This is a genomic window from Aquibium pacificum, from assembly GCF_040839445.1.
In the GTDB taxonomy this organism is placed as follows: domain Bacteria; phylum Pseudomonadota; class Alphaproteobacteria; order Rhizobiales; family Rhizobiaceae; genus Aquibium; species Aquibium pacificus.
Genome location: NZ_JBDPGJ010000006.1, coordinates 93,075 through 115,119, shown reverse-complemented (window position 1 = coordinate 115,119; position 22,045 = coordinate 93,075). Strand labels below are relative to the sequence as shown.

24 protein-coding genes and 1 pseudogene are annotated in these 22,045 nt (G+C 61.3%); 19 read left to right on the top strand and 6 right to left on the bottom strand.

Features of this window, described 5'->3' with window-relative positions; all coding sequences use genetic code 11:
- Positions 1 to 11 precede the first annotated feature (11 nt).
- Complete coding sequence (locus tag ABGN05_RS23955) at positions 12 to 893, bottom strand: lytic transglycosylase domain-containing protein (RefSeq protein ID WP_367956562.1); 882 nt, start codon at positions 891 to 893, stop codon at positions 12 to 14.
- Positions 894 to 1,039: 146 nt separating this feature from the next.
- Between ABGN05_RS23955 and ABGN05_RS23950 the strand changes: the two genes are divergently transcribed.
- The 8 genes from ABGN05_RS23950 (at position 1,040) to ABGN05_RS23915 (ending at position 7,122) form a co-directional block, all read left to right on the top strand.
- Positions 1,040 to 1,642: a hypothetical protein gene (locus ABGN05_RS23950; RefSeq protein ID WP_367956561.1), complete on the top strand. Its 603-nt coding sequence runs from the start codon at positions 1,040 to 1,042 to the stop codon at positions 1,640 to 1,642.
- Positions 1,639 to 2,175: a thermonuclease family protein gene (locus tag ABGN05_RS23945; protein WP_367956560.1), complete on the top strand. Its 537-nt coding sequence runs from the start codon at positions 1,639 to 1,641 to the stop codon at positions 2,173 to 2,175. Before ABGN05_RS23950 ends, ABGN05_RS23945 begins: the two co-directional genes overlap by 4 nt.
- Complete coding sequence (locus ABGN05_RS23940) at positions 2,172 to 2,867, top strand: thermonuclease family protein (protein ID WP_367956559.1); 696 nt, start codon at positions 2,172 to 2,174, stop codon at positions 2,865 to 2,867. The genes ABGN05_RS23945 and ABGN05_RS23940 overlap by 4 nt, the downstream gene beginning before the upstream one ends.
- Positions 2,868 to 2,888: 21 nt before the next feature.
- Positions 2,889 to 3,374 (top strand): hypothetical protein, encoded by a 486-nt coding sequence (locus ABGN05_RS23935; RefSeq protein ID WP_367956558.1) that lies wholly within the window; start codon positions 2,889 to 2,891, stop codon positions 3,372 to 3,374.
- 642 nt (positions 3,375 to 4,016) lie between these two features.
- Positions 4,017 to 4,643 (top strand): response regulator transcription factor, encoded by a 627-nt coding sequence (locus ABGN05_RS23930; RefSeq protein ID WP_367956557.1) that lies wholly within the window; start codon positions 4,017 to 4,019, stop codon positions 4,641 to 4,643.
- A gap of 4 nt (positions 4,644 to 4,647) precedes the next feature.
- Positions 4,648 to 5,349, top strand: a complete 702-nt coding sequence (locus ABGN05_RS23925) for an FkbM family methyltransferase (RefSeq protein WP_367956556.1) — start codon at positions 4,648 to 4,650, stop codon at positions 5,347 to 5,349.
- Positions 5,350 to 5,500: 151 nt separating this feature from the next.
- Positions 5,501 to 5,884 carry a hypothetical protein gene (locus ABGN05_RS23920; RefSeq protein ID WP_367956555.1) on the top strand — a complete coding sequence of 128 codons (384 nt, stop codon included), beginning with the start codon at positions 5,501 to 5,503 and terminating at the stop codon, positions 5,882 to 5,884.
- On the top strand, positions 5,881 to 7,122 hold the full coding sequence (locus ABGN05_RS23915; RefSeq protein ID WP_367956554.1) for a sensor histidine kinase: 1,242 nt from the start codon (positions 5,881 to 5,883) through the stop codon (positions 7,120 to 7,122). Before ABGN05_RS23920 ends, ABGN05_RS23915 begins: the two co-directional genes overlap by 4 nt.
- A gap of 23 nt (positions 7,123 to 7,145) precedes the next feature.
- Here the strand turns inward: ABGN05_RS23915 and ABGN05_RS23910 are convergent.
- Positions 7,146 to 7,679 (bottom strand): annotated as a pseudogene (locus ABGN05_RS23910) (P-loop NTPase family protein); the annotation flags it as partial.
- Between the two features lie 341 nt (positions 7,680 to 8,020).
- Between ABGN05_RS23910 and repA the strand changes: the two are divergent.
- From repA to repC, 3 genes are all read left to right on the top strand, one after another.
- Positions 8,021 to 9,241, top strand: coding sequence for a plasmid partitioning protein RepA (repA, locus tag ABGN05_RS23905; RefSeq protein ID WP_367956553.1), 1,221 nt, complete (start codon positions 8,021 to 8,023; stop codon positions 9,239 to 9,241).
- Between the two features lie 163 nt (positions 9,242 to 9,404).
- Positions 9,405 to 10,409 carry a plasmid partitioning protein RepB gene (gene repB, locus ABGN05_RS23900; protein ID WP_367956552.1) on the top strand — a complete coding sequence of 335 codons (1,005 nt, stop codon included), beginning with the start codon at positions 9,405 to 9,407 and terminating at the stop codon, positions 10,407 to 10,409.
- Positions 10,410 to 10,604: 195 nt separating this feature from the next.
- Complete coding sequence (gene repC, locus ABGN05_RS23895) at positions 10,605 to 11,945, top strand: plasmid replication protein RepC (RefSeq protein WP_367956551.1); 1,341 nt, start codon at positions 10,605 to 10,607, stop codon at positions 11,943 to 11,945.
- Positions 11,946 to 11,956: 11 nt separating this feature from the next.
- Here the strand turns inward: repC and ABGN05_RS23890 are convergent, their stop codons facing one another.
- Positions 11,957 to 12,913 (bottom strand): recombinase family protein, encoded by a 957-nt coding sequence (locus ABGN05_RS23890; protein WP_367956550.1) that lies wholly within the window; start codon positions 12,911 to 12,913, stop codon positions 11,957 to 11,959.
- Positions 12,914 to 13,062: 149 nt separating this feature from the next.
- Here ABGN05_RS23890 and ABGN05_RS23885 point away from each other — a divergent pair, with 149 nt between their 5' ends.
- Both ABGN05_RS23885 and ABGN05_RS23880 read left to right on the top strand, forming a co-directional pair.
- Entirely contained in the window at positions 13,063 to 13,401 is a 339-nt protein-coding gene (locus tag ABGN05_RS23885; protein WP_367956549.1) for a type II toxin-antitoxin system RelE/ParE family toxin, read from the top strand.
- Complete coding sequence (locus ABGN05_RS23880; protein ID WP_367956548.1) at positions 13,398 to 13,745, top strand: helix-turn-helix domain-containing protein; 348 nt, start codon at positions 13,398 to 13,400, stop codon at positions 13,743 to 13,745. The genes ABGN05_RS23885 and ABGN05_RS23880 overlap by 4 nt, the downstream gene beginning before the upstream one ends.
- A gap of 19 nt (positions 13,746 to 13,764) precedes the next feature.
- On the opposite strand, the gene ABGN05_RS23875 is transcribed toward ABGN05_RS23880, so the two are convergent.
- Positions 13,765 to 15,006: a site-specific integrase gene (locus tag ABGN05_RS23875; RefSeq protein WP_367956741.1), complete on the bottom strand. Its 1,242-nt coding sequence runs from the start codon at positions 15,004 to 15,006 to the stop codon at positions 13,765 to 13,767.
- Positions 15,007 to 15,200: 194 nt separating this feature from the next.
- Here ABGN05_RS23875 and ABGN05_RS23870 point away from each other — a divergent pair, with 194 nt between their 5' ends.
- Positions 15,201 to 16,157 (top strand): DUF1403 family protein, encoded by a 957-nt coding sequence (locus tag ABGN05_RS23870; RefSeq protein WP_367956547.1) that lies wholly within the window; start codon positions 15,201 to 15,203, stop codon positions 16,155 to 16,157.
- A 3-nt stretch (positions 16,158 to 16,160) separates the two neighbouring features.
- On the top strand, positions 16,161 to 16,880 hold the full coding sequence (gene scpB, locus ABGN05_RS23865; RefSeq protein WP_367956546.1) for an SMC-Scp complex subunit ScpB: 720 nt from the start codon (positions 16,161 to 16,163) through the stop codon (positions 16,878 to 16,880).
- 44 nt (positions 16,881 to 16,924) lie between these two features.
- On the opposite strand, the gene ABGN05_RS23860 is transcribed toward scpB, so the two are convergent.
- Entirely contained in the window at positions 16,925 to 17,449 is a 525-nt protein-coding gene (locus ABGN05_RS23860) for an RES family NAD+ phosphorylase (protein WP_367956545.1), read from the bottom strand.
- Positions 17,446 to 17,832, bottom strand: coding sequence for a hypothetical protein (locus ABGN05_RS23855; RefSeq protein WP_367956544.1), 387 nt, complete (start codon positions 17,830 to 17,832; stop codon positions 17,446 to 17,448). The genes ABGN05_RS23860 and ABGN05_RS23855 overlap by 4 nt, the downstream gene beginning before the upstream one ends.
- Before the next feature lie 316 nt (positions 17,833 to 18,148).
- On the opposite strand from ABGN05_RS23855, the gene ABGN05_RS23850 reads away from it, so the two are divergent.
- Genes ABGN05_RS23850 through ABGN05_RS23835 form a run of 4 tightly spaced genes read left to right on the top strand, consistent with a single transcriptional unit; the run spans position 18,149 to position 22,034 of the window.
- A complete protein-coding gene (locus tag ABGN05_RS23850) occupies positions 18,149 to 18,970 on the top strand; it encodes a tyrosine-protein phosphatase (protein WP_367956543.1) in 822 nt (273 codons plus the stop codon).
- Between the two features lie 2 nt (positions 18,971 to 18,972).
- Positions 18,973 to 20,232, top strand: a complete 1,260-nt coding sequence (locus ABGN05_RS23845) for an ABC transporter substrate-binding protein (protein WP_367956542.1) — start codon at positions 18,973 to 18,975, stop codon at positions 20,230 to 20,232.
- Positions 20,233 to 20,256: 24 nt separating this feature from the next.
- Positions 20,257 to 21,204, top strand: coding sequence for a carbohydrate ABC transporter permease (locus ABGN05_RS23840; protein WP_367956541.1), 948 nt, complete (start codon positions 20,257 to 20,259; stop codon positions 21,202 to 21,204).
- A complete protein-coding gene (locus ABGN05_RS23835) occupies positions 21,201 to 22,034 on the top strand; it encodes a carbohydrate ABC transporter permease (protein ID WP_367956540.1) in 834 nt (277 codons plus the stop codon). The genes ABGN05_RS23840 and ABGN05_RS23835 overlap by 4 nt, the downstream gene beginning before the upstream one ends.
- Positions 22,035 to 22,045 lie beyond the last annotated feature (11 nt).

Here is a 22,045-nt window from a genome sequence, read left to right as displayed (position 1 = left end):
GTGGCCTCCGGCTAGAAATGCATGACACCGCCGACCCACTGGCGGCGCTCGCGGGAAGTAATCACCCCACTGACTTTGGAAGGACTCTGCGAACCATCGGCCGAGGCATCGCGTTCGCGCGCGGTAGAACCGGTTCCCTGAAGACCCATCTGGATGTTGAGGACTTCGGCGACGTAGCCCAGCGTCTCCTTGAAGGGAGGAATGCCGCCGTGCTCTCGCACGCGACCCTCGCCCGCATTGTAGGCGGCAGCGACCAGCATCGGGTTGCCAAATTCATCGCTCAGTTCGCGGAGGTAACGGACACCGCCGTCGATGTTCTCGTCGGGATCGCAGATGTCGACGACGCCGAACCGTTCCGCGGTGTCGGGCATCAGCTGCATCGGTCCGCGCGCGCCCTTGGGTGAGTTGCGCAGCCGGTCAAGCTGGCTTTCTGCCGTTACGACCGCGACGGCGAATCCGACATCGACCTTGTGTCGTTGCGCGGCCTCGATGACGATCTGGGTGATCTCGGCAGGCGTCGCTGGCGATGGACCACACTCGGCGGCGTTGCTTGGGGTATCAATATCAAAATGATGGTCCTTCTCGCCATCTCCATGCGCATTTGGAGCTGGCGCTGTAGTGATCTCGGATGGCCTAGGCTGGGCACTGATCTGGCCGCCCTCACCCAGGACAAAATCGTCGTCTGACTTCGCCCAGCGAGCCTCAGCGACGGCGTCGGCCGATGGCGAAACCGTGTCGGATGATCGATCTTGGCCGGTCGTAATGAGCGGCAAGTCCAGCTTTGCGGATAGCTCGGATGCCGGCGCTTCGGCTGGCGCGATCACGTATATGCTCGCGAGAAGTGTCGCCGTTAGCAGCCGCCGGATAGAGGGTAGTGTCGTGTGCGTTGCCATCGTTCCGCATCCAAAGCCTTGTAACGACGAATACCGGCATGGTTAGGCGAGACGAAAAACAATGTCAATTTGATTGTGATTTTTCTTGCAATCCCGACGGAGGCACGTCAATGTCGAGCAAGATGACAACCTGGAGGCGACTGCCGATGAGACTAGCTGCGGGTTGCCTGGCTGCGCTCGGCGCGTGCCTGCCGGCGTATGCGGCGGAGCCGGTCGACCAAGCCTACGTCCGATCACTGGCGGCGCCAGGCAAGACTGTGCTCGTCGTCGAGTATTATGATGGGCAAGGCAAAGTCGCGGAACGCAAGGGCTTTGCTTCGGCCTCAGGGTTCAAGGCGGTTTCGGCAACCGATTTCCGGGTTGGTTCCAATCTGACAATTCACCTCTACGGCATCGAGCCATGCCAGGGTGACATGGTCAACCGCAAGGAGGGCTTTGCAGGGTCCTGCGACGACTATGCTCGCCAGGGTCTGGCAACGCTCCTCCAGTCACCGCGGGTCATCTACTGCAGAGCCTTTGTCAGCGAGGCGGGCGCGCAGGCTCAGGACGCCACCTGCTACGGCTACTACAATTATCCGGGCAGTCTCGACTCGATCGACATGTTCGAGGAGCAACTGGTTTCGCTCGGCACCCACCGCATTGCCAAGCGGCCGGACGGCACGCCGGCGCGGAACGATCTGGCGGAGGCTGAGGCGATCGGCCGCCGCGGCTACGGCATGTGGGCCGATCCGAGGATCGCTGGACAATGAAATCCCCTGCCCTGCTCCTGGTATTGGCATTCGGCTCAGTGCCAGCCGTCGCCACACCGCCCGACGGCTATTTTGAACTCAGGACTGGCGTGACGCTCGAAAGCGGCGACAGTTGGAGCGACGGCGGCCAGCACTTTCGCCTGTTCGGCATGCAGGCCTGTGTGCGCGGAACCTTCTACACGGATAGAACCGGCGCCCGGCGCGATTGCGGGGAAGCATCGCTTGCCGTCCTTTCCGCCTACATCGCCGACACGAAGCCGCTTTGCGCACAGATCGCGCGATCAGCCGAAACTGCCTTCGTGTCCTGCTACGCGACGATCGGATCCGACCGTCTGGATCTCGCCAATCTGATGATCTCCTCGGGCTTTGCCTTCGCCTCCCTCGACGCGCGCGGCCTGCCCCACCACGCCCCTTACGCTGTCGTGGAACAGGCCGCGCGCGAGAAAAAGATCGGGCTCTGGCAGTTCGACGATGTCCAGCATCCAGCGGTCCTGCTTGGCCAGGCGGCGCGCGATGGAAGGAGCGGGCCGTGAATCGAGCGCTGGTTCACGCGAGCATGCTCGCGCTGCTGATGACCGCCCTGCCCTACCCCGCCCGTGCAGCCGACCTATTGCACGATCGGGGCACGTCCACCGCCGACGCGGAACTAATTCCCGATGGGACCGGCACCCTCAAAATCTCCGGGCGCACATCCGTCATCGATGGGCAAACGCTGTGGTTCCCCATAGGGGCCCATAGGGTACGTCTCGCTTCGATCGATTCCTGCGAACTGCCCCAATGGTCGTACGACCCCCTCCGGCATGGCGACAGTGCGATCCCGAAGCCCGTGCCATGCGGCCCGCTGGCGAAGGCCTGGCTGAAACGAACGGTGGGCAGCGCCCATGTTACCTGCACGGTTCAAGCGCCCGATATTGACGGCGCCCTTCTCGGCCGCTGCTCGGTCCGCGGCCGAGACCTCGCCCTGGAAATGCTGCGAGTCGGCTGGGCAAAAACAATGTCTCCGGCGCCTGCCGAATATGTGACCTGGCAGCAATACGCCATGTCCGCCCGCCACGGCATGTGGGCGACCTACGTGTTGGACATGCCGGAATGGCGAGCCAAGGCAGTAGACCGCACGCTGTCACGACGGCCGATCGCCGACTTCAATCTGCTCGCCGAACGCGAGAGCGAGATTTCGCCGCCGTTCAAGGATGCACGCAAGCGTCCGAGACGAACAGATCGATAGGCTCGTTTGAGGAGACATCCCATGAACCCTGTCAGGCGTATCGCGCTTGCAGCGGCCCTGTCCGCAGCCACGTGGTTTTGGCTCGGCGATCGCGCCGAAGCGAGCGAGTGGGGCTGCGAAGTGCTTCTATGCGCGTCGTCCTCCGATCCATCCTGGCGGGGCGTGCCGGCGTGCCACCCACCGATGAATCGGTTGATCTCGGCAATGCGAGGCTGGGGATTTTCGTGGCCGACCTGCCCGGAAGCCGGGACCGGAAAGCCGGGCTATGAAGCGTACGACGAATGCCCTGCTGGATGGAGCGTTGGATCAAGCAACCAGGACCACGGCGCTGGACAACCCGACCTCTGCGTACAGGTTCGAAATACGTGCCCCTTAGGCTTCGGTGGGCGCGATGGTTGCGAGCAGACCCTCACCATGTCTAGGCCAATGCGTGAGGATCCGTATTACTTCGACATCACCCATGACGATGGCAACGTCACGCGGCATTGGTTCAATCTGAAGCGATAGCTCCCGGCGTGCGATGCCTCCTGGATCCGACTACCTGCCAGCGGCCAGTGCTGCGCCTATCTTATGGACGAGGCCGCTGACTTCCTGAGACAGTCGGATAGGCTGTCCCGATGAGGTCGCAGAGTGTCGACAACTTTGGCGACGTCATCCGATTGAATGGGCGTCCCGTCCGCAATCATAGTGGCCATGAGATAGACCAGTTTACAGCGAGCGTCATCCCGGGTTGCGGGAACAACCAGAATCACCTTCGACAAAGCCCGTTGCTCTCGCCATCGCATGAAGATCAAATTCAGATAACGCAGAAGTGACCAGCCTGGCCATGTCAGCCCTTCGAGCGCTGTCCGTTGCGCGCGCGCTCGTCGATGACCGGCGATTGCCGGCGAAATTGCCCTTCTTGACCGATCGAAACGTCCGCTCATCTTCTCTCAACCAAGAAGATTCCGGAATGTGATTCCCGGATCACCAAGCCGCCCTGGGCTCCTCGACAGTTCCTGACATCCTGCGCGATGGTGCGCTAGGGATGGGTGTCTCCCGTTTTTCACCGAGGGGGATGGGACCATCCCTATCAATTTCTGATCGAATGTCGTTTGTTGAGTCACGGCATGGGCAGGGCACAACGAGGATCGAACTCGGAGTTCTCCTATGCGCAAAGCCTTGGTCGTCGAAGATCAGAATCTGATGCGCCAAGCCCTTATGGCCGAACTGCAGGCCGGCTTGGACGATTGCTTCATCTCAGGCGCACAAACGTTCGCGATGGCCCAACGCTTGCTGGCCGAAGATCATTTCGATCTCGTCGTGACCGACCCAGGCCTGCCCGGCTTCGATCCAACGTCACGTCGGGACCGTCTTTTGGTTGTCGAGACGGTGATCCGATCCGCACCGACGGCTATCCATATTGTCGTCACTGGGTCCGACAGCAACGATGAAGCGATCGCGTGTCGTGCCCTTGGGGCTTCAGCCTATGTTGCGAAAACAGGTTTGTCGCCCGGAACGTTGTGCGAGATTCTTGGCGAGGTAGCGCACGATGCGTTCCCGTTGCGCTATTCGGTATCCGACGCCCAAACTCTGGAAGTCAATATTTCAGGGCTTACACCTCGTGAAGGGCGCGTCATCGAGCTGTTGCTCGGGCGAAGGCCAGAGGAAACAAGGCGAGAGATATTTGAGAAGATGGCGAAAGAGTTCAATATCGATCCGTCGAGTGCCGAAAGATATTACAAACAGGCACGTGCAAAGCTCTTGAAGCTTGGTCCCTTGCCGAAGGGGCTTTGATAACATGAGTCTTGACGTACACGGTATTCAACTCCCTATCGACGCGGCGGAAGTATCGTCGGAAATCTGGTCTGCTCTGACGACCGGACAGTACGAGGCCAACGAGGCCCGGAGAGTCCGACGCGCGATCCAACCAAACGACCGCGTCTTGGAACTAGGCGCCGGCTTGGGGGTGATCACGTCAATCATCGCTTCGATAGAAGGCGTTCGGGTTTGGAGCTTTGAAGCAGATCCTCGAACGGCGCGATTGGCACAACGCGTAATCGATTTGAACTGCAGCGACAACGTCACGCTGACAAATGGCATCTTGGCCGCCGGATCGCCAACGAAGGTTGAGTTCTTCCAGCGGAGCGACTTCTGGATGTCCTCTCGGTTTGCCGAGCAGGGCCCATACGAGCAAGTCATCCAGGTCCCCTCTTCCGACATCGACACCTTTCTCCAGGCGCACGGTATCAATGTCCTGGTCATGGATATCGAAGGTTCCGAACTCGAGCTGGTGCAGCATGCAAAGCTCGCCGGCGTCGAACGCATTTTCCTCGAACTACACGATCATCTTTACGGCCTGGCTGGAGTCCAGGCGATCGGCGACGCACTTGCACGCAAAGGGCTCATCTACGACCCGCGAGGATCAAGCGGGCCTTGTGTGCTCTATTCTGTTGACGACGGTGAAAGACAGTTCGATGCGGAGATTGCACATGCGACTTAGAACTCTCGCTGTATCCGCCTGTGGCGCCGTCGCATCCATTACACTGGCTTTCGCCGCCTACACGGATCCAAACGTGCTCACCATCGAGGACGCCACACGCGGACCCGCAGCTCGGCACAACGTCGAGCAGCTGAGGACTGAATACGAAAACGTGGCGATCGAGACGCGCACGCCGTGGACCAAGGAGGGAGAAACCGTCACGTTCCGGGGACCGAGAATCCTCGACGTTCTCCGTAAGCACGAACTTGATGCGAACGCGTCGGTCCAATTCATCGCTTACGACAATTTCACGTCGGAGATCACGCTGGACGAGATCCGCTCCTACGGTCCGATTTTCGCGATCGATCGCGGCTGCACCGATGCGGACCGTGAATCGAAGAGGTGTTCGCAGGACCAGGCTTTCACGCCCCTCGCCCCTGAAGAACAGGGTCCAATTTTCCTGGTATGGCCCTATGAAGAACTTCCGACGGCATACGTGCCGGCCCGCAATTCCATTTGGGTCTGGTTCGTCGTCGCGGTTCGACCGGTGCAATGACACCCCTGACCGGCATCAAAGCTGCCCTACCCTTCATCGCCATAGGTGCAGCGCTACTCCTCTCGGTTTGGGCCTTCTTTCGCTCCGAGCACTACCGAGCAGAGTCAGATCTGAATTATAGCCAGAACTATGAGATCCAATGGCGAACAACTCAAATCAGGGAGCATCTTGCTCGCATCCATGGTGATTTGAAACTATCGGCCGCTACAGGACAACTGGCAAGCGACCTGTCGCGCCAGACCTTCTTGCTCGATGCGAACGTCGGCCAGCTGCTGAAGCTCGACTATGCCCCGAAATTCCTGCGCGATCGCGATATGCAGCTATTGAACGAGCTTCACACGATCGCTCAGACCCACCTCGATCCCTTAGTGAAAGGCTCTACCAATTTCGGCGCTGCACTGAAGGTTATGCCCGGTTTGGAGCAGCGCATGTTCGAGGTCTCGGGCACGGCAGTCGCGCACGCAGAGGCGCTGAACGCGGCCTCGCACATTGGTGCGGCCGCCTCAAGGAACAGGTTCTTATTTGCTGCTGCGCTTACGCTCGCGGCCGCTTGCTACACCGTTCTTCATCTACGAAATGCATTTGCCCGGCGCCGGGACCAGCAACTCAGTTCGTTCTCGACGCTTTTCGCGCACATGACACGGTCACGCGTCACTGCCCTAAGGTTTTTTCTCGACTACCAAAGTGAAGAAACTGTCCGATATCCCGAAATGCTCGCTGCAGCACGCGAGGCCGTCAAGCAGCTCGACACCATTACGACTGGTCTGAACACTGTAGCCTACGCTGACGCTGAGGTGCGTCGCAAAAGGCTTTCGGAAACGCTCGAGGACCTGAAGGCCAGCCGACACACGGCGCTGGAGCTTCGGATCGCGCATGATGCTGGCGCTGCAAGTCTTCCCGCAGCGCAAATGTGGCTTGTCCTCGATGAGATCCTCCAGAACGCCGAAGCCGCACTTGGCGAAAATCCTGATGGGTTGGTCAAGATCGTTGCGAGAATTGCGGACAGGCCGATAAAGCGGCAACGGCGGCTGCTTCTTGATATCATCGACAATGGACCGGGTATGCCGCCAGATGTATTGGCTCGTGCAAAGATGCCGTTCTTCTCGACGAAGGCCGGAAGGCACACTGGGCTCGGTCTGGCGGGGTGCGCGCAGATGGTTTCTGCCTTGCGCGGGACACTCACAATTGCGTCGCGGCCTGGACATGGAACGGCGGTGCAGATTTCACTCCCGATCTAGCACCGCCGGCGCCGAGCACGCCGCTGACTCTTCGAAGAGTCCTCAAGGATGACGATGCGGTCCTCAGGTGCAGGCTCGACGATTTCCGAGATCACCGCGTTGGCGAGCGTGGTCTTGCCCCGATCTCGTCCCGCCGGAGGATCACGATGTTGAGCCGGGATTCAATCGCGTTGCGAATGACGTCGGCTGACGCTCCGTCATGATGTTGGAAGACACATAGTCATCGAGAGGGATCAGCCTCGACGCATGTCCGCGGATCGTGAAGGTCGGCCGAGAGACGATGGGCGGCAGCAATCCCTCAAACCGATGCCCGCCGATCGGCAGTTCGTCCTGATGATGGGCTGCTCGTCATCTGCCCCAGGATTGCAGCTGATGACGATCTCGCCCGCGGCCGAGCTCATCTCGCCAACGGTGACAAGCCCGTGGCCGAGACATTCGATGAACAGCTGGCCATCTGTGGATTGAGCAAGATCTTGACGACACGTGCGTCGTCAAAGCGCAACACAAATCTGATCACCAAGCGTCCGGTTCCGTTGGACGGGGGCAAGGGGCCTGATTTCGGCTAAGGTCGCGACTAGTGAAACTATGAGTGATTCTACGGTGAGAGGGTTCCGAGTCGGCCGATTTCGCCCTTAGCGCGCGACCAGCATGCGCCGAGCAGCCGCTTGAGCCTAGTAGAAGTGTTAGCGACAGCTTGGTACTCTCGCGCCCAAAGCGGATCGGTAACACATTGAAAAGACAGAGAGAAAATGCGGAGCAGCCTCTCCGTCCCTCACTCTGTCGGCGGTTCGTGTTAAGGTATCGTTAACCATTAAGTTCTTGCGCCGGCATGGTTTGTTGGTATCGTCACGGCAAAATGGCGATTGCGTCAAAAAATCCGTGATGAAAGAAACGAAGCGTGAGCTTGGCAACTCGACTTGATAGAACATTTCTTGCAAGCGTGGACGAGACGATCGGCGCGCAGGCGGAATTGCTGAGTTCTCAACTGCAAGCGATGAGCGAGGCGCTCTTCCCCCCGTCATCGCAGAAGGTGTTGCGCAGGTTCACGTCGGGAGAGGCCGCCAAACTCGTCGGCGTGTCAGATTCGACGCTGCGGAAAATGACGTTGGCTGGCGAAGGGCCGCAACCCCAAACGACGAGCAACGGGCGTCGTCTCTATACTCTGTCGGATATCAACGCGATCCGCCGATATCTCGCCCAATCGACGCGCGGACGCGATGCGCTCGAGTTTGTTCCGCACCGCCGTCCGCATGAGCATCTCCAGGTGCTCGCGATAACGAATTTCAAAGGCGGGTCCGGGAAAACGACGACCTCCGCGCACCTCGCTCAGTATCTGGCATTACATGGATATCGGGTCCTGGCGATCGATCTTGATCCGCAGGCGTCGCTTTCGGCCCTGCTGGGTGTGCTGCCGGAGGTTGATGTCGGCGCGAACCAGACACTCTATGCGGCGATCCGATACGATGACGACAAGCGTCCGCTCGCCGAGGTCATTCGTCCAACCTATTTCGACGGGCTTGATCTGGTTCCTGGCAATCTCGAACTGATGGAGTTCGAGCACACCACGCCAAGGGCGCTCACTTCAGCAAACAGCGCGGGAGGAACGATCTTTTTTGCGCGGGTCGCTGCGGCTCTCGACGAGGTGGCGGAGCGGTATGATGTGGTCGTTATCGATTGCCCTCCTCAGCTCGGTTTCCTGACGCTGAGTGGACTGTGCGCGTCGACAAGTATGGTCGTCACAGTACATCCGCAGATGCTGGACGTCTCGTCGATGAGCCAGTTCCTACTTATGACGCGCGATTTGCTTGGCGTGGTGAAAGATGCCGGAGGCGATCTGAAGTTCGACTTCATCCGCTATCTCCTGACACGTTTCGAACCCCAGGACGCGCCGCAGACAAAAGTGGCCGCCCTGCTCCGAAACCTTTTTGATGACCATGTGATGACGAACCCGATGGTGAAATCGGCGGCGGTCTCCGACGCCGGACTGACCAAACAGACGCTCTATGAAATTGGTCGGGAAAACCTCACACGATCGACGTACGACCGGGCGATGGAGTCGCTGGATGCCGTCAATGCAGAGATCGAGGCGCTGGTGAGGCAGGCATGGGGGCGGCGATGACAGCAAGGAGCAGCAATCGCCGAGACGATGCAGCGGCAGCCAGTTTGTTGGGAGCTCCCAACAACCGAACGGCCCGGGCCTTGGCGGCGCCTGAGACTATGCGTGTTGGGAGCTCCCAACAGGCTCGCCGGCCCCTCCCCCTTGCTTCCGCGCGGAGAATGCCATGAGCCGCAAGGACGCAATCAACAACCTCTTCCTGAAGCGGCCGGAAGCTTCCGGCACAGCGACGCCACGGGGCAGCGAGAGAGTGCGCACCGGCGCCATCTCCGCAATGGGGGCATCGCTTCAGGAAATGTCGGAAAACGCAAAACAGGCGGCCCAACTTCAGAAGCAACTCGCCGAAGGGGACGCGATCGTCTCGATCGACCCGAAGAAGATCGATCACTCACGTATCACCGACCGAATTCCGACGGAGGTCGATCTCGCCTTTGATCAGCTCGTAACAAGCATCGCCGAGAATGGCCAGCAAGTGCCGGTTCTCGTTCGGCCAAGCCCGGATACTCCAGGACGCTACCAGATAGCCTACGGGCGTCGCCGGCTTCGTGCCGCCGAGAAGCTGGGTCTCGGGGTCAAGGCAATCGTTCGAAACCTCTCGGACAGCGAGCTCATCGTCGCGCAAGGACGAGAGAACCTAGATCGCAAGGATCTCTCGTTTATCGAAAAGGCGTTCTTCGCGCGAAATCTCGAGGATGACGGCTGCGACCGACATACGATCATCTCGGCGCTAGCGACGGACAAGGCAGACATCAGCCGTTACATCGCAGTAGCGCGTCGCATGCCGGACGTTCTCGTGAAGAAGATCGGACCGGCACCGAAGTCGGGCAGGGCACGTTGGCTTGCCCTGGCCGACAAGCTTGAGCAACAGGCAGCTCTGGCTACGGCCGAGCGCGCGCTGGACGATCCGTCGCTCCGTAGCGCGGACAGCGACACCAGGTTCGATGCGGTCCTCAATGCTCTCCAGAGCCGGAAGCCGAAAGCTCGGCCGAGTATAGGCGTCTGGAAAGCCCCCGGTGGCAAGCGCGGCGCTCGCATCGAGGCGAAGGACGGTCGCACAGCGCTCGTTTTCGAGGAGAAGACCGTTCCCGAGTTCGCGCACTTTGTTGCGGGCAAGCTTGACGATCTCTTCACCGAGTTTCAGGCGAATGGGTCCGGAGGTGAAAAGCCATGAGATAAGCGCCGCGAGATGACCGTCTCATCCGTAAAACCGGCGGCAAAGAAAAAGGCCCCCGAAACAGGTTCCGGAAGCCCTTCTCGTAGTGTGGTAGCTAGAGAATCGCATTTCCCGGAATCACCGTCAAGAGTCTTTGTACTCTGCGCCGTTTCGGCGGGCGGATTTCTTTTGCCTAACAAAAGGTAAAGGGAAATGCAGACCCATATTGCAACGACGCCCTTCGGGCGGCGGCCGATGACGCTCGGCCTGATTTCAAGCCAGGTGACGGCGAGGAATATCGATCAGGGGGCCAAGGTCTCCAAATGGCAGGTGTTCAGGGACATACGCGACGCCAAGGAGGTCCTCGGGGCGACAGATCGCGCTCTCTCGATCCTCGATGCCCTACTGACGTTCCATCGCGGCGAGGAACTCAGCGGGGAAGGCAACTTGGTTGTCTTCCCCTCGAACGAGCAACTCATCCGTCGGGCGAACGGCATGTCCCCGGCGACGCTGCGGCGTCATCTGGCTAATCTGGTGATCTCAGGCCTGATCATCCGCAGGGACAGCCCTAACGGCAAGCGCTTCGCCCGGAAAGGGCAGGGCGGAGCGATCGAGCAGGCTTATGGCTTCGATCTGTCCCCTATCCTGGCACGTGCCGCGGAGTTTCGGGAGCTGGCCGAAGCCGTCGCGGCCGAGCGCAAGGCGTTCCGAGTGGTCAAGGAGCGGCTGACTATCTGCAGGCGCGACGTGTCCAAGATGATCGATGCCGGCATCAACGAGAGCGTGCCCGGCAACTGGCGTGGCTTTCAGCGCCGCTATGAGGCGATCATCGCTCGGCTGCCGCGGACGGCGCCTCGCCAGGTGCTCGAGGTGCTTGCCGACGAACTGGAAGATCTCTGGGCCGATGTCCATCAGACGTTGGAATCATTCGTCAAATCACAAGATTCGAGCGCCAATGAGTCTCATACCGAGCGCCACATACAAAATTCAAACTCAGACTTTAATCCTACCGGTGAAACTGAATATGGCTTAGGAAAAAAAGAGGAACCCAGCGGCACCGCCGAGCATACCGACAACGTGCGGAGCCTGCCAAGACGGGATCTGCCATTGGGGATGGTGCTGAGCGCCTGCCCGGATATTTTGCCCTACGCCGAGGGTGGCCAAATCCGGACCTGGCGAGATCTTGCCGCCGCCGCCGATCGAGCCCGGCCAAGCATGGGGATCAGCCCAAGCGCCTGGCAGGAGGCGGCCGAGGTCATGGGTCCGCAGCATGCGGCGATTGCGCTGGCCGCGATCCTACAAAGGGCCGAGCACATCCGCAGCCGTGGCGGCTATCTGCGCGATCTGGTGGAGCGTGCCCGGCAACAAAAATTCTCGGTCTGGCCGATGATTACAGCGTTGCTCAACGCCAGAATGGGAGCGCTGGAGAAGGCCGCGGCGTCAGGGGTCGCTGGAGGTACGCAGGGAGGGCAGGTCGCTGAAACTAGGGCCGGCGCCAGTTCGCTGGAGATCAGCAGCGCGCTACGTGACAGCATGAAGAAAAAGGGCTGGTGACGATGTCTCGGCTACCCAACGGATGCGCCTACGATCGACTTCGCGACCGCGTCGGCGATGAGCCCAGAGCGGCGAGCTCGGTCGATCAGGTTCTTGATGGAGGAGGGCGACCATTTCGAGCCGCCGCGGGGCGTCCGTTCATGCAAGCGTTCGAGCTGGCCGGCGATCTCGCGCAACGTCAGGTCCGGGTTCGAGGCATGGATGCCGGCCACCAGGGTCATCAGCCGGTCTTCGGGCAGGCGGGGAGGAGACTTTCTGAGCAGGCCGGCATCGGCGAGATGCTCGGCGACGAGCCACTTCACCGCGCGGCGGAGGCGTTCCGGCGTCCAGTCAACACCGCGCTGCTGCAGCACGCGAGCTATGTCGTCCCAGGTGTGGTCGGGGCGCATCCGCCGCACCGTCGGGAGCCACTGGCTGGCCGTGGCCTGGATGCGTGCGCCAAAGGCGGCTTTTTGTGCGGCCGTCACCTTCGCAAGGGCTTCCGGCCGGCGCTCGCGGATTCCAGGGTTGCCGGGCAGCTTGCCTTTGGATTTCGCCGCTTTGATCCCGGCCTTGGTGCGTTCCGAGATCAGCGCGCGCTCGAGTTGCGCGACGGCGCCGAGGACCTGCAGCGAGAACATGCCCTGCGGCGTCGTGGTGTCGATCGGATCCCGTAGCGACCGAAAATGAGCGTTCCTGCAGGTCAGATCCTCGATCACCTCAAGCAGGTGGCTGACCGATCGCGCCAGGCGGTCCAGACGCACAACGACGAGAGTGTCGCCGGCGCCGATCTCGCGGACAAGCTTGGAGAGGGCAGGGCGGACACGAGAAGCGCCGGAGCCGTGCTCCTGGATGACGGTGTCGCAGCCGGCGGCGCGCAGCTCGATCTCCTGCGCTTCGGTTGCCTGCTCGTCTGTTGAGACGCGCGCATAGCCGATTTGCCGTCCCTGTGGTCGACGGGAAGAGCGATATTGGGTGTCGGCGGCCATCCGGAGCGCCTCAGAGTGCGTTTTGAGTGCAGTTTTCCAGATGCAGAGGATAAGGATAACCGATCAGTTGAAGACGTCGCTGCGCCGAGGGCGCCATTGACTTTTTTCGTCTGCATCTCATATATACCCCATTGGGTTATAGGAAGCGCATGCAGACCGTCGCTGAGACACCATTGTTCATCAAGCAGGCGGCGGAGCTGTTCAGCGACGATGAACGGAAGGAACTGATCGACTTTCTCGCGGCCAATCCGCAGGTGGGTGACGAGATTCCAGGCACCGGCGGCGTCCGCAAGATGCGGTTCGGCGCCAAAGGTAGAGGCAAACGCGGCGGTGCGAGGGTCATCTACTACTGGTACAGCGATGACGCACCTATCTATGCGCTGCTGGCGTATGGCAAAAATGAGAAGGTCGATCTGAAACCTGATGAGGCGAAAGCGGTTGCCGCGTTCGCCAAGGCGATCAAGGCTGCGCATAGGAGCAGGACATGAGCGAGATGACAAAATTCGGCACCGATCTGATCCAGGCCATGTCTGAAGCTTTGGCGCATGCACAGGGCAAGGATGTTCCGGGTATTAAGGCCCACACTGTCGATGTCGGTGCGGTCGATGCAAAGGCTATCCGCAAGAAGCTTGATCTGACCCAGGATGAGATGGCGACCGTGCTAGGAACCAGCCCTTCCGGCTACAAAAAGTGGGAGCAGGGTGCGCGGCAGCCAAGCGGTGCAGCACGAACCTTGCTTCGCATCATGGATAGGGAACCTGAGGCGGTGCTACGCGCCTTGTCATCCAAAGACAGCGAGACCAACGAACCGACCTCTGCGATTGCACACTGATTGGGGCAGGGGAGGGCCGCTACAGTCCCGATGCTTTCGTGAGATTTATCCGGAATCGATCGCGGCGGCGCTGGTATTTGCGCGTCATCTCCGCTGAAGCATGGCCGAGCTGCTTCTGCACATAACGCTCGTCGACCTCAGCCGAGGAGGCCAGGCCAGATCGCAACGAGTGTCCGGCAAACAGCTTTCCGCGTTCGCCCTCCGACAAATCGCCACGGACACCGGCGGCGAGTGCCGCGCGCTTGACCAGGCGTGCCACTTCCTGATCCTTCAGCCGCTCGGCGCCGACTTTTTTGCCTTGCCCTGTCACCCTTCGAAACAGCGGGCCGTGGCTGATTTTTGCGAATTTCAGCCAGGTTTCGAGCGCCACGACCGGGCAGGTCGCGTCGGACGAACCGCGGCCGATCTCGACCTCGCGCCAGCCGGTTTTGCCGCGCAGGGTGATCAGAATGCCCTTGTCGGGGAAAAATTCGATCCAACCTGAAGAATCTTCGGTTTGATCGCGCAAAACGTCGAGGCCGACGATTTCGGAGCGGCGCAGGCCGCCGGCGAAGCCGAGCAGCAGCATGGCGCGGTCGCGCAGGCCGCGCAGGGTGCCGCGCTCGAGCGTTTCCAGCATGGCGATCAGGTCTTCGGGGAGAATGGCTTCCTTCTGCACCGGCGGTTTTGCGTGGCTGTTGCGAATGCCGGCCATGACGGTGGCGATGTGGCGGTCCTTCCTGTCCAGGGGTTGGCCGCGCTGGGAAAAATTCCAGGACAGGGAGGAAAGCCGCCGTTCGATGGTCGCCACCGATTTTTTGTCTCCGGAGGCCGTGCCTGCGGCACTGCCGGAGGCGAGGGCGGTGATGTAGAGTCCGACGGTTTGCGGGTCAGGCGGAAACATCTCGACGCCCTGCCGGCGGCACCAGCTCGAAAAATGCTTCCAGTCCGACGCGTAGGCACGCCGCGTGTTGGCCGAACTCGCCGCCTCGACATAGTCACGAGCGCGCCCGGCGAGGTCTTGCAGATGCGCCGGCAGGCGCGGGTCCGAGATGACCGGAAGAGAAGGGGAGGGCGCCTGGGGTCCGGCCGGCGGCTCCTCTGGCATCTTGCCCATCTCCATGACGACGTCGATGATGTCAGGAAGATCCTCCGCGCCAGCCGCCGCGCGCTCGGACGACGGCTGCGCCGCAGAAACATCGTCCGCCGCCGCCGTGCTGTGGGACGGTCCGGAGGGTTGCGCGACGCGATTTTTGGGCTTTTGATCGTCGAAAACGGCCATTTCCTCTATAAAGAGCAAAACGAACGATAATGCAACATTATCATTCGTTTTGTGTTGTCGACAGGCGCGGCGGTTTTTTGCATACCCGGTTGCTAAAAGCGCCGCCATGATTCATCGTGTCCAAGATGATTCTGCGTCCCAACTCCTCTCCGCGCCACCACGCCACGCTTGCCGAAGTCCCTTCGACCGCGTCGATGGCAACGGTGCCGGCGTGGCTGCGCCGCGCCGTCCCAGATGCGCAAAGCCTTGCGGGGAAGGACGTTGCGGACATGGCCCTCGTCGCCGGGGCCGCCATCGCCGCGCTCGATGCGGTGGTCCGCCGGCAGGAGCGGTGGGCCGGCGCCTGGCGGCAGCGCCTGGCGCTTTCGGCGGCCGCAGTCGCGGCACGGCAGGCCGGCCGCGTCGAGGATGAAAGCGCGCTGCGCGATGCCGTGCTGCTCACGCGGCCGAGCGATTTTTTGTCCGTCGGTCCCGCCGGGCTTTTGCTGCTCGCCTGGCGCCGGCTGGCAGCCCGGCCCGGGGACGAATTGCTGACGGAGAAAAACCTCGCTGCGGTGCTGGAAGAGTTCGGCTACGCCCCCGACGATGAGGTGCTCGGCGATCTGGCGAATGATCTCCGGCGACTCGGCGCCGGCGCCGGAATGGTCGCAACGCTAACGGGCGCCATCGCGATCGCCGAACGGCACGGCTTTGGGCGCTCCGTCAGCGCCTGGCTCGCCGACGCTCTTGTCGCGCAGCGCCTGGGCTGGGCACATGCTGTGCCGCTGCTGGGGGCAGAGGTGATTGCGGGTTTCGGTGCCAGTCGGCCGCGCCGATCAGGAACCGTCCTTGCGGTGGTGAGCATCGAGGATGAAGGAACCCGGACGAAAAGTCTGCTTGTCGCGCAGGCGCGCGCCGCGCTGCGGGCGATCGATCTTTCCGCTGAACTCGAGCGCCGCGCGGATCGGCTGCTCGGCGTCGCGCCGAAACTCCGGGCCAAGGCGGCGGACATCGTCGTCGACAAGCTGCTGACCGACGACGCGATCGTCGCCTCGAAAAAGATCGCCGGGATGAGCGACCGTGGTCTGCGCCGTCTGTTCGACCGACTGGTCGAGCTTGGCGCTGTGCGCGAACTGTCCGGTCGCCCGACCTTCCGCATCTACGGGCTATGATCGATGGCGGCGCGTTCGACGAAGGCTCGCCGAGAAGATGGGGATGGGCAACGACCGTTGCTTGATCGCGAGTTGGATCACCTGCCGCCGGAAGCGCGCTGGCGCGAATGGATGAACCGCGTCGAGGCGACCATCTTCGCCGCCAGCGAACCGGTCGACCGGGAGACGCTGGCGCGGATCGTCGGTAAGGGCTGCAGCATCGACCTTTTGATTGACGACATCCGCGAGGAACTGCGCGGCCGGCCGTATGACCTGGTTTCGGTCGCCGGCGGCTGGAAGCACCTGACCCGGCCGGCCTATGCCGATGCCATACGCGTCGCCGTTGGCAGCAATGAAAAGGCTGCGAACCTGACGCAGTCGGACGTGCTGGTGCTGATGTGCATCGCCTATTTCCAGCCCATCACTCGGGCCGAATTGTCGAGCTTCTTCGGCAAGGAGATCAGCCGCGATCTGATCGGCAATATGCGCGGCGCCGGTCTGATCGCCTCCGGTCCACGCAGCCCGACGCCTGGCGCGCCCTACACCTACGTCACGACCAAGAACTTCCTGTTGGAGTTTGGCCTCGACACATTGCGCGACCTGCCGGATTTCGAGGCGCTCGAGGACGCGGGGTTGCTGTCGAAGGAGAAGTTACTGGCCGGGGATATTCCGGTCGGGTTGGCGAGCGGAGAGGACGACGGTGAAGAGGCCGAGGACGGTGTCACTGAGGGCCAATTGTCTTAAGCAGAGATCGTTGCCTCGTTGCGCACTCAGCGACAGTCGCGAACTCACGGCCACGATGACTGGTCCTGCGGCAGCCGGTGATCGGGATCATGAACCGCGACCTTGTCTCCTTCGACAAGGTTGGCCGGAAAGATCACCAGATTGGTACCGCCGGCGTGACGGAGCGACGGAAACAGAATACCGCGCAACCCTGCGGTGATGACTTCGTCCGCCAGCTTCCAGGACGGCGGAATTCTCTTTTCGATACGGGCGATCTGCCGCCAGGCACAATCCCATTGCTGCCAGGAGCCGTCCCAGACATTCGGGTCGAACCCTCGGGAAAGGTCGGTGACGTCGCCAAGCGTGATCTTGTAGGCGGCAAGCGTCGCCGGCGGGACGATGCTGGCGCCCTGCCTGTATTCCTCGAGCGCCGTCTGAGGCGCCCGTGACAGATAGAGCGCTTCGACACCCGGGCGATTGAAGCGTCCGCCGTCGACCGCCGCGCCCGCTCCACTGATTGGCAGGAAAGCCCATTTCGGCGTCAGATAGCGATGGAAGATCTCGTCCGGGCCGACGCGGGCGATCTTCACCCGCGCGCCCCGTTCTCGAGATCCCGGATGAAGGCCAGAACCGCCTCGACCTTGCCGTCGGCGACAAGCTCGGCCGCGGTGCGGTGGCCATAGTCTGCGATCGGCTCGTTGCGATACCAGTAGATCGCCTTGTCGACGTCGCCGGTGAGTTCCGTGGCGGCCGAGATTACCTTGACCATCTCGCGCATCCGGCCCTGCAGGCGCTCCGATGAAGGATTGCGGAGCGTGTTGCGATGGACACCGGTCAACTGCGCCAGATTGGCCACCTTCACGCCCAGCGCCTGCGACAGGCGCTTCGGCGAGATGTAAGGTGTGCGCGGCTCCTGCAGACTATCGACAAAACCTGAGATCGCCGCGGAATGTGCGAGCTGCGCGTGGGTCATGGTAATCTCCGACCTCTCATCCGCACAATATATGCACATTTTGGCGCATAGCAAGGGAGGTCCAACGCCTGCTGGCGGTGCGCTTCCTTTTCATCTTCGGAGGCCAGCGGCAGCAACGCGCCTCATGCGGTCGTTCAGGCGAGCTTGGTCACCGCCTGGAAGCGGACCCTACTCAAATTCCGCTTTTCTGGAGCGACACCTCATGATCGCGCCGGGTGCGTCAGCTTTGGGCCGCCTCGTCATAATCCTGTAATCGTACATGGGTGTACTGACACCGGTCGCGCGGCTCCTTTCGGGCCGGAAGCTGGAGGCGGGAATGGCGGCATTCGTCACAGAAACAGGTGGGGAGGCGATATCTTTTCGCCGCCTGGTGGCGTTCGACGGCGTGGCGAACTTCCGCGACCTTGGCGGTTACATGACCGCGGCCAGCCGATCCGTGCGCTGGGGCCGAGTTTACCGCTCTTCTGCCCTCGACAAGATGACAGAGGACGACGGCAGCCTATTCCTCTCGCTTGGCATTCGTACCATTTGCGACCTGCGCAGCGCACGTGAGCGTGAACAGGCGCCAACAATGCTGCCGCCCGCCTGCAAAGCGGACATTCATCCGATGGAGATCGTCTCATCCGCCGGACACCGTCTCAAGGATCTGGTTGCATCCGAAAGTCCGACCACTGAGGCCTATCGTGCGATCATGGTGGATGGCTACCGGTCTTATGTACGCGAGCACGCGGAACAGTTTCGGCGGCTTTTCGAACTGCTGGGCGACGAGGGGTCCTACCCGCTGCTGTTCCACTGCGCCGCCGGCAAGGATCGCACGGGTGTCGCGGCGGCCCTGCTGCTCGCCGTGCTTGGTGTTGGCCGCGACGAGATTTTCGACGACTATTTGCTTACCAACAGCCACTGGCATGGCAATTCGCCTTTCGCGCGTTCGGCGCCTCCGGACTTGCTCCCGACGATCATCAGCGCCCACCGGTCCTATCTCTCCGCCGCGCTTGACGCGATCGGCGAGGATCATGATTCCATCGAGCAATTCTGTGATGCGCGGCTGGGCCTGGGCGCAGCAGCCGTGGACCGGCTGCGGCAGTTGATGCTGGAGCCGCAAACCCGATCACCCACAATGTCAAACCAAAGAGGCTGAGCATGAAAAGCTGGCTCAAGGCAGCTGCGACGACGGTCCTCCTCTCGCTATCGACGGTTATCGCGTCGGCGCAGGATGAGGTCGTTTTGTACTATTATTCCATCAGCCCGGCGCAGACCGCGGCGATGGACACGCTGATCGGCAAGTTCGAGGCCGAGAATCCCGATATCACGGTCAGGGCGGCGGTGAAGAACTACCGGACCCTGAACGCCGAGATCAAGACGGCGTTGGTGGCCAACCAGCCGCCGGATATCGGCATGATCGTCACCCAGTCGATCGCCGACATGGTCGAAAACGCCAAGGCCGTGCCGTTCGACGCACAGCCGTCGAGCACACAGTTCATGGATGGCTTCTTCCCGACCCTGCGCGTGCTCGGCGACTATAAGGGCAAGACCTATCTCATGCCGTTCGCGCATGGTCTGGCGCTGCTCTATTACAACAAGGACCTGATGACCGAGGCCCGGCTCGACCCGAATGCGCCGCCCAGGAACTGGAACGAGCTGACCGAGGCGGCGCGTGCCATCCAGGACAAGACGGGCAAGTATGGCATGTTCGCGTTCCATTCGGACTCCGACTGGAATGCGCAGACCCTGCTGATCGCGGGCGGCGCGAAGATCTATGACGAGGCCACCAAGCGCTTCGTCTTCGATTCGCCGGAGGGCATCCAGGCGATGCAGGCCTGGCAGGACGGCATCGTGAAGCACAAGCTTCAGCCGGCCCTGACCTCGGGTCAGTCGAACGCCGCATTCGCCAATGGCGAACTCGGCTTCCTGGTCACCACGAGCGGCATGCTGGGCTCGCTGAGCGACGACAACAAGCCGTCCTTCGATCTTGGCGTGACGACCATGCCCACACTTGGCTCCGATCCGCTGCGCGTGCCCAATAGCGGCTCCGGTCTGATGGTCTTCGCGCAGGACCCGGAACGCCAGCAGCGCGCCTTCAAGTTCCTCGAATTCATGTCACGTACCGAAAACAGCAATTTCTGGTCGATGAGCACCGGCTACATGCCGACGGCGCTCGACCCGATGGCCGATCCGGCAATGCAAGAGCATCTGAAGGTCAGTCCGCTCTATGGGGTCCTCATCAAGGCCATGCCCACGATTGTCCCCAAGGCGCCATACCCGGGCGACCGTTCGGCCGATCTGCAGAACCTCATCACCACGCTTCTGGCCGACATCATCGCCAACAAGGGCACGGCTGCGGAGCTGGTGACGGGGACCGTCAAGCAGATGAACGACATCCTCGCGCAGAGCAATATATAAGACTTCGCAAGGCCGGATCGGGCGATGAGCACTTCAACGGAAATCCTTGTTGCCCGACCCGTTTCCGGAATCGGCATCGCCCGCCTGCCGAGAGGGAGGTGGGCGGCGCGGCTGGTGCCGTTCGGCTATCTCATGCCGGCGGCGGCGCTGCTGATCCTCTTCACCTACTGGCCGCTCCTCTACACGATCGTGCTCAGCCTCTTTCGGTGGAACCTGGTCTCGCCGGACATGGAGTTCGTCGGGCTCGGCAATTTCATCGGCCTCACCCAAAGTCCGATGTTCGATGCGGCGATGCGCAACACCGTCATCTATGTCGTCGGCTCGATCCCGCTCAAAGTGCTGCTGCCGCTTCCCATCGCTGCCTTCCTGTGGGCCTTGGGCGGCCGCCGCAGCGCAATCTACAAGGCGATCCTCTTCCTGCCCACGATATTGAGCTTCGTCGTCGTGGCGCTGATCTGGATGTGGATGCTCAATCCCATAGGCGGCATCGTGTCGGCGCTGGCCTCGGGCCTCGGCTACCGCTTGCCGCCGCTTCTCGGCACGAGCGAAACCGCGCTCTGGACAATATTGGGAATTTCCACCTGGAAGATCATCGGCTTCAACACGATGCTCTATCTTGCGGGGCTCTCGGCCATCAATCGCGATCATATCGATGCGATGCGGCTCGACGGCGCTAATGACATCCATCTGCTGCGCTATCTTATCTGGCCGCTGCTGACCCCCACCACGCTGTTCGTGCTGATCGCGACGGTCGTGTTTTCATTGCAGCAGGTGTTCACGCCCATCGACGTGCTGACGCGCGGCGGACCCGCCAACGCCACGACCAACCTGTTCTACATGGTCTATGTCTACACGTTCGAGAGCTTCAATGTCGGGTTCGGGGCTGCCGGGACGACCTTTCTGTTCTTCCTCATCCTCTTCGTGACCGTGGTGAAGCTCAAGCTCCTCGAGCGCTGGGTCCACTATCAATGAGCGCGCCGCTGAAACTTCATCCGCTGGCCCAGTTGGTCGGCGAGCTTGTGGTGCTCCTGCTGTGCATCTCCATCCTGCTGCCGCTGCTGGTGATGGTGGGAACGGCATTTAAACCCGGCCCGGAGATCTATTCCTACGTGCCATGGCCGAAAAATCCGACCTTCGCCAATTTCGAGAAGCTTTTCGACCAACTGCCTTTCGCGATCCAGCTGTGGAATTCGACGGCGACCTCGCTGCTTCGCGTCTTCGGCCAGATCGTTACATCGGTACTCGCCGCCTATGCCTTTGCGCGGTGGAATTTCCCCGGGCGAGACATCCTGTTCATGGCCGTGCTTGGCGCGATGATGGTGCCGCACCAGCTCACTATGGTGCCGATTTATCTGCTGATCGTCGATCTCGGCTGGTACGACACTTTTGCCGCCCTCATCATTCCCAATCTGGTCGCGCCTTTCGGCATCTTCCTGCTGCGTCAGCATTTCCTGTCATTGCCGCGCGAACTGTTCGATGCCGCTGCGGTCGATGGCGCAGGTAGCCTGCAGGCGCTCTGGTACATTGCATTGCCGATCCTGCGTCCGGCGATCGGGGCCTTGTCGATCGTGCTCTTCATCGAGTCCTGGAACGAATATTTCTGGCCGCTGCTGGTCACCGAGACAACCGCCTCCACGACGGTGCAGATGGGGCTTCGCCAGTATATCGACCTTGAATCGAGTTCCGATTTCGGTCCGCTGATGGCCGGCATGATGATCGCCAGCCTGCCGGTGCTGGCCGTGTTCTTCTTCTTCCAGCGCCAAGTCTTCGAAACCTTCGCACAGAGCGGCCTTCGCGGCTGATCCCTATCGGA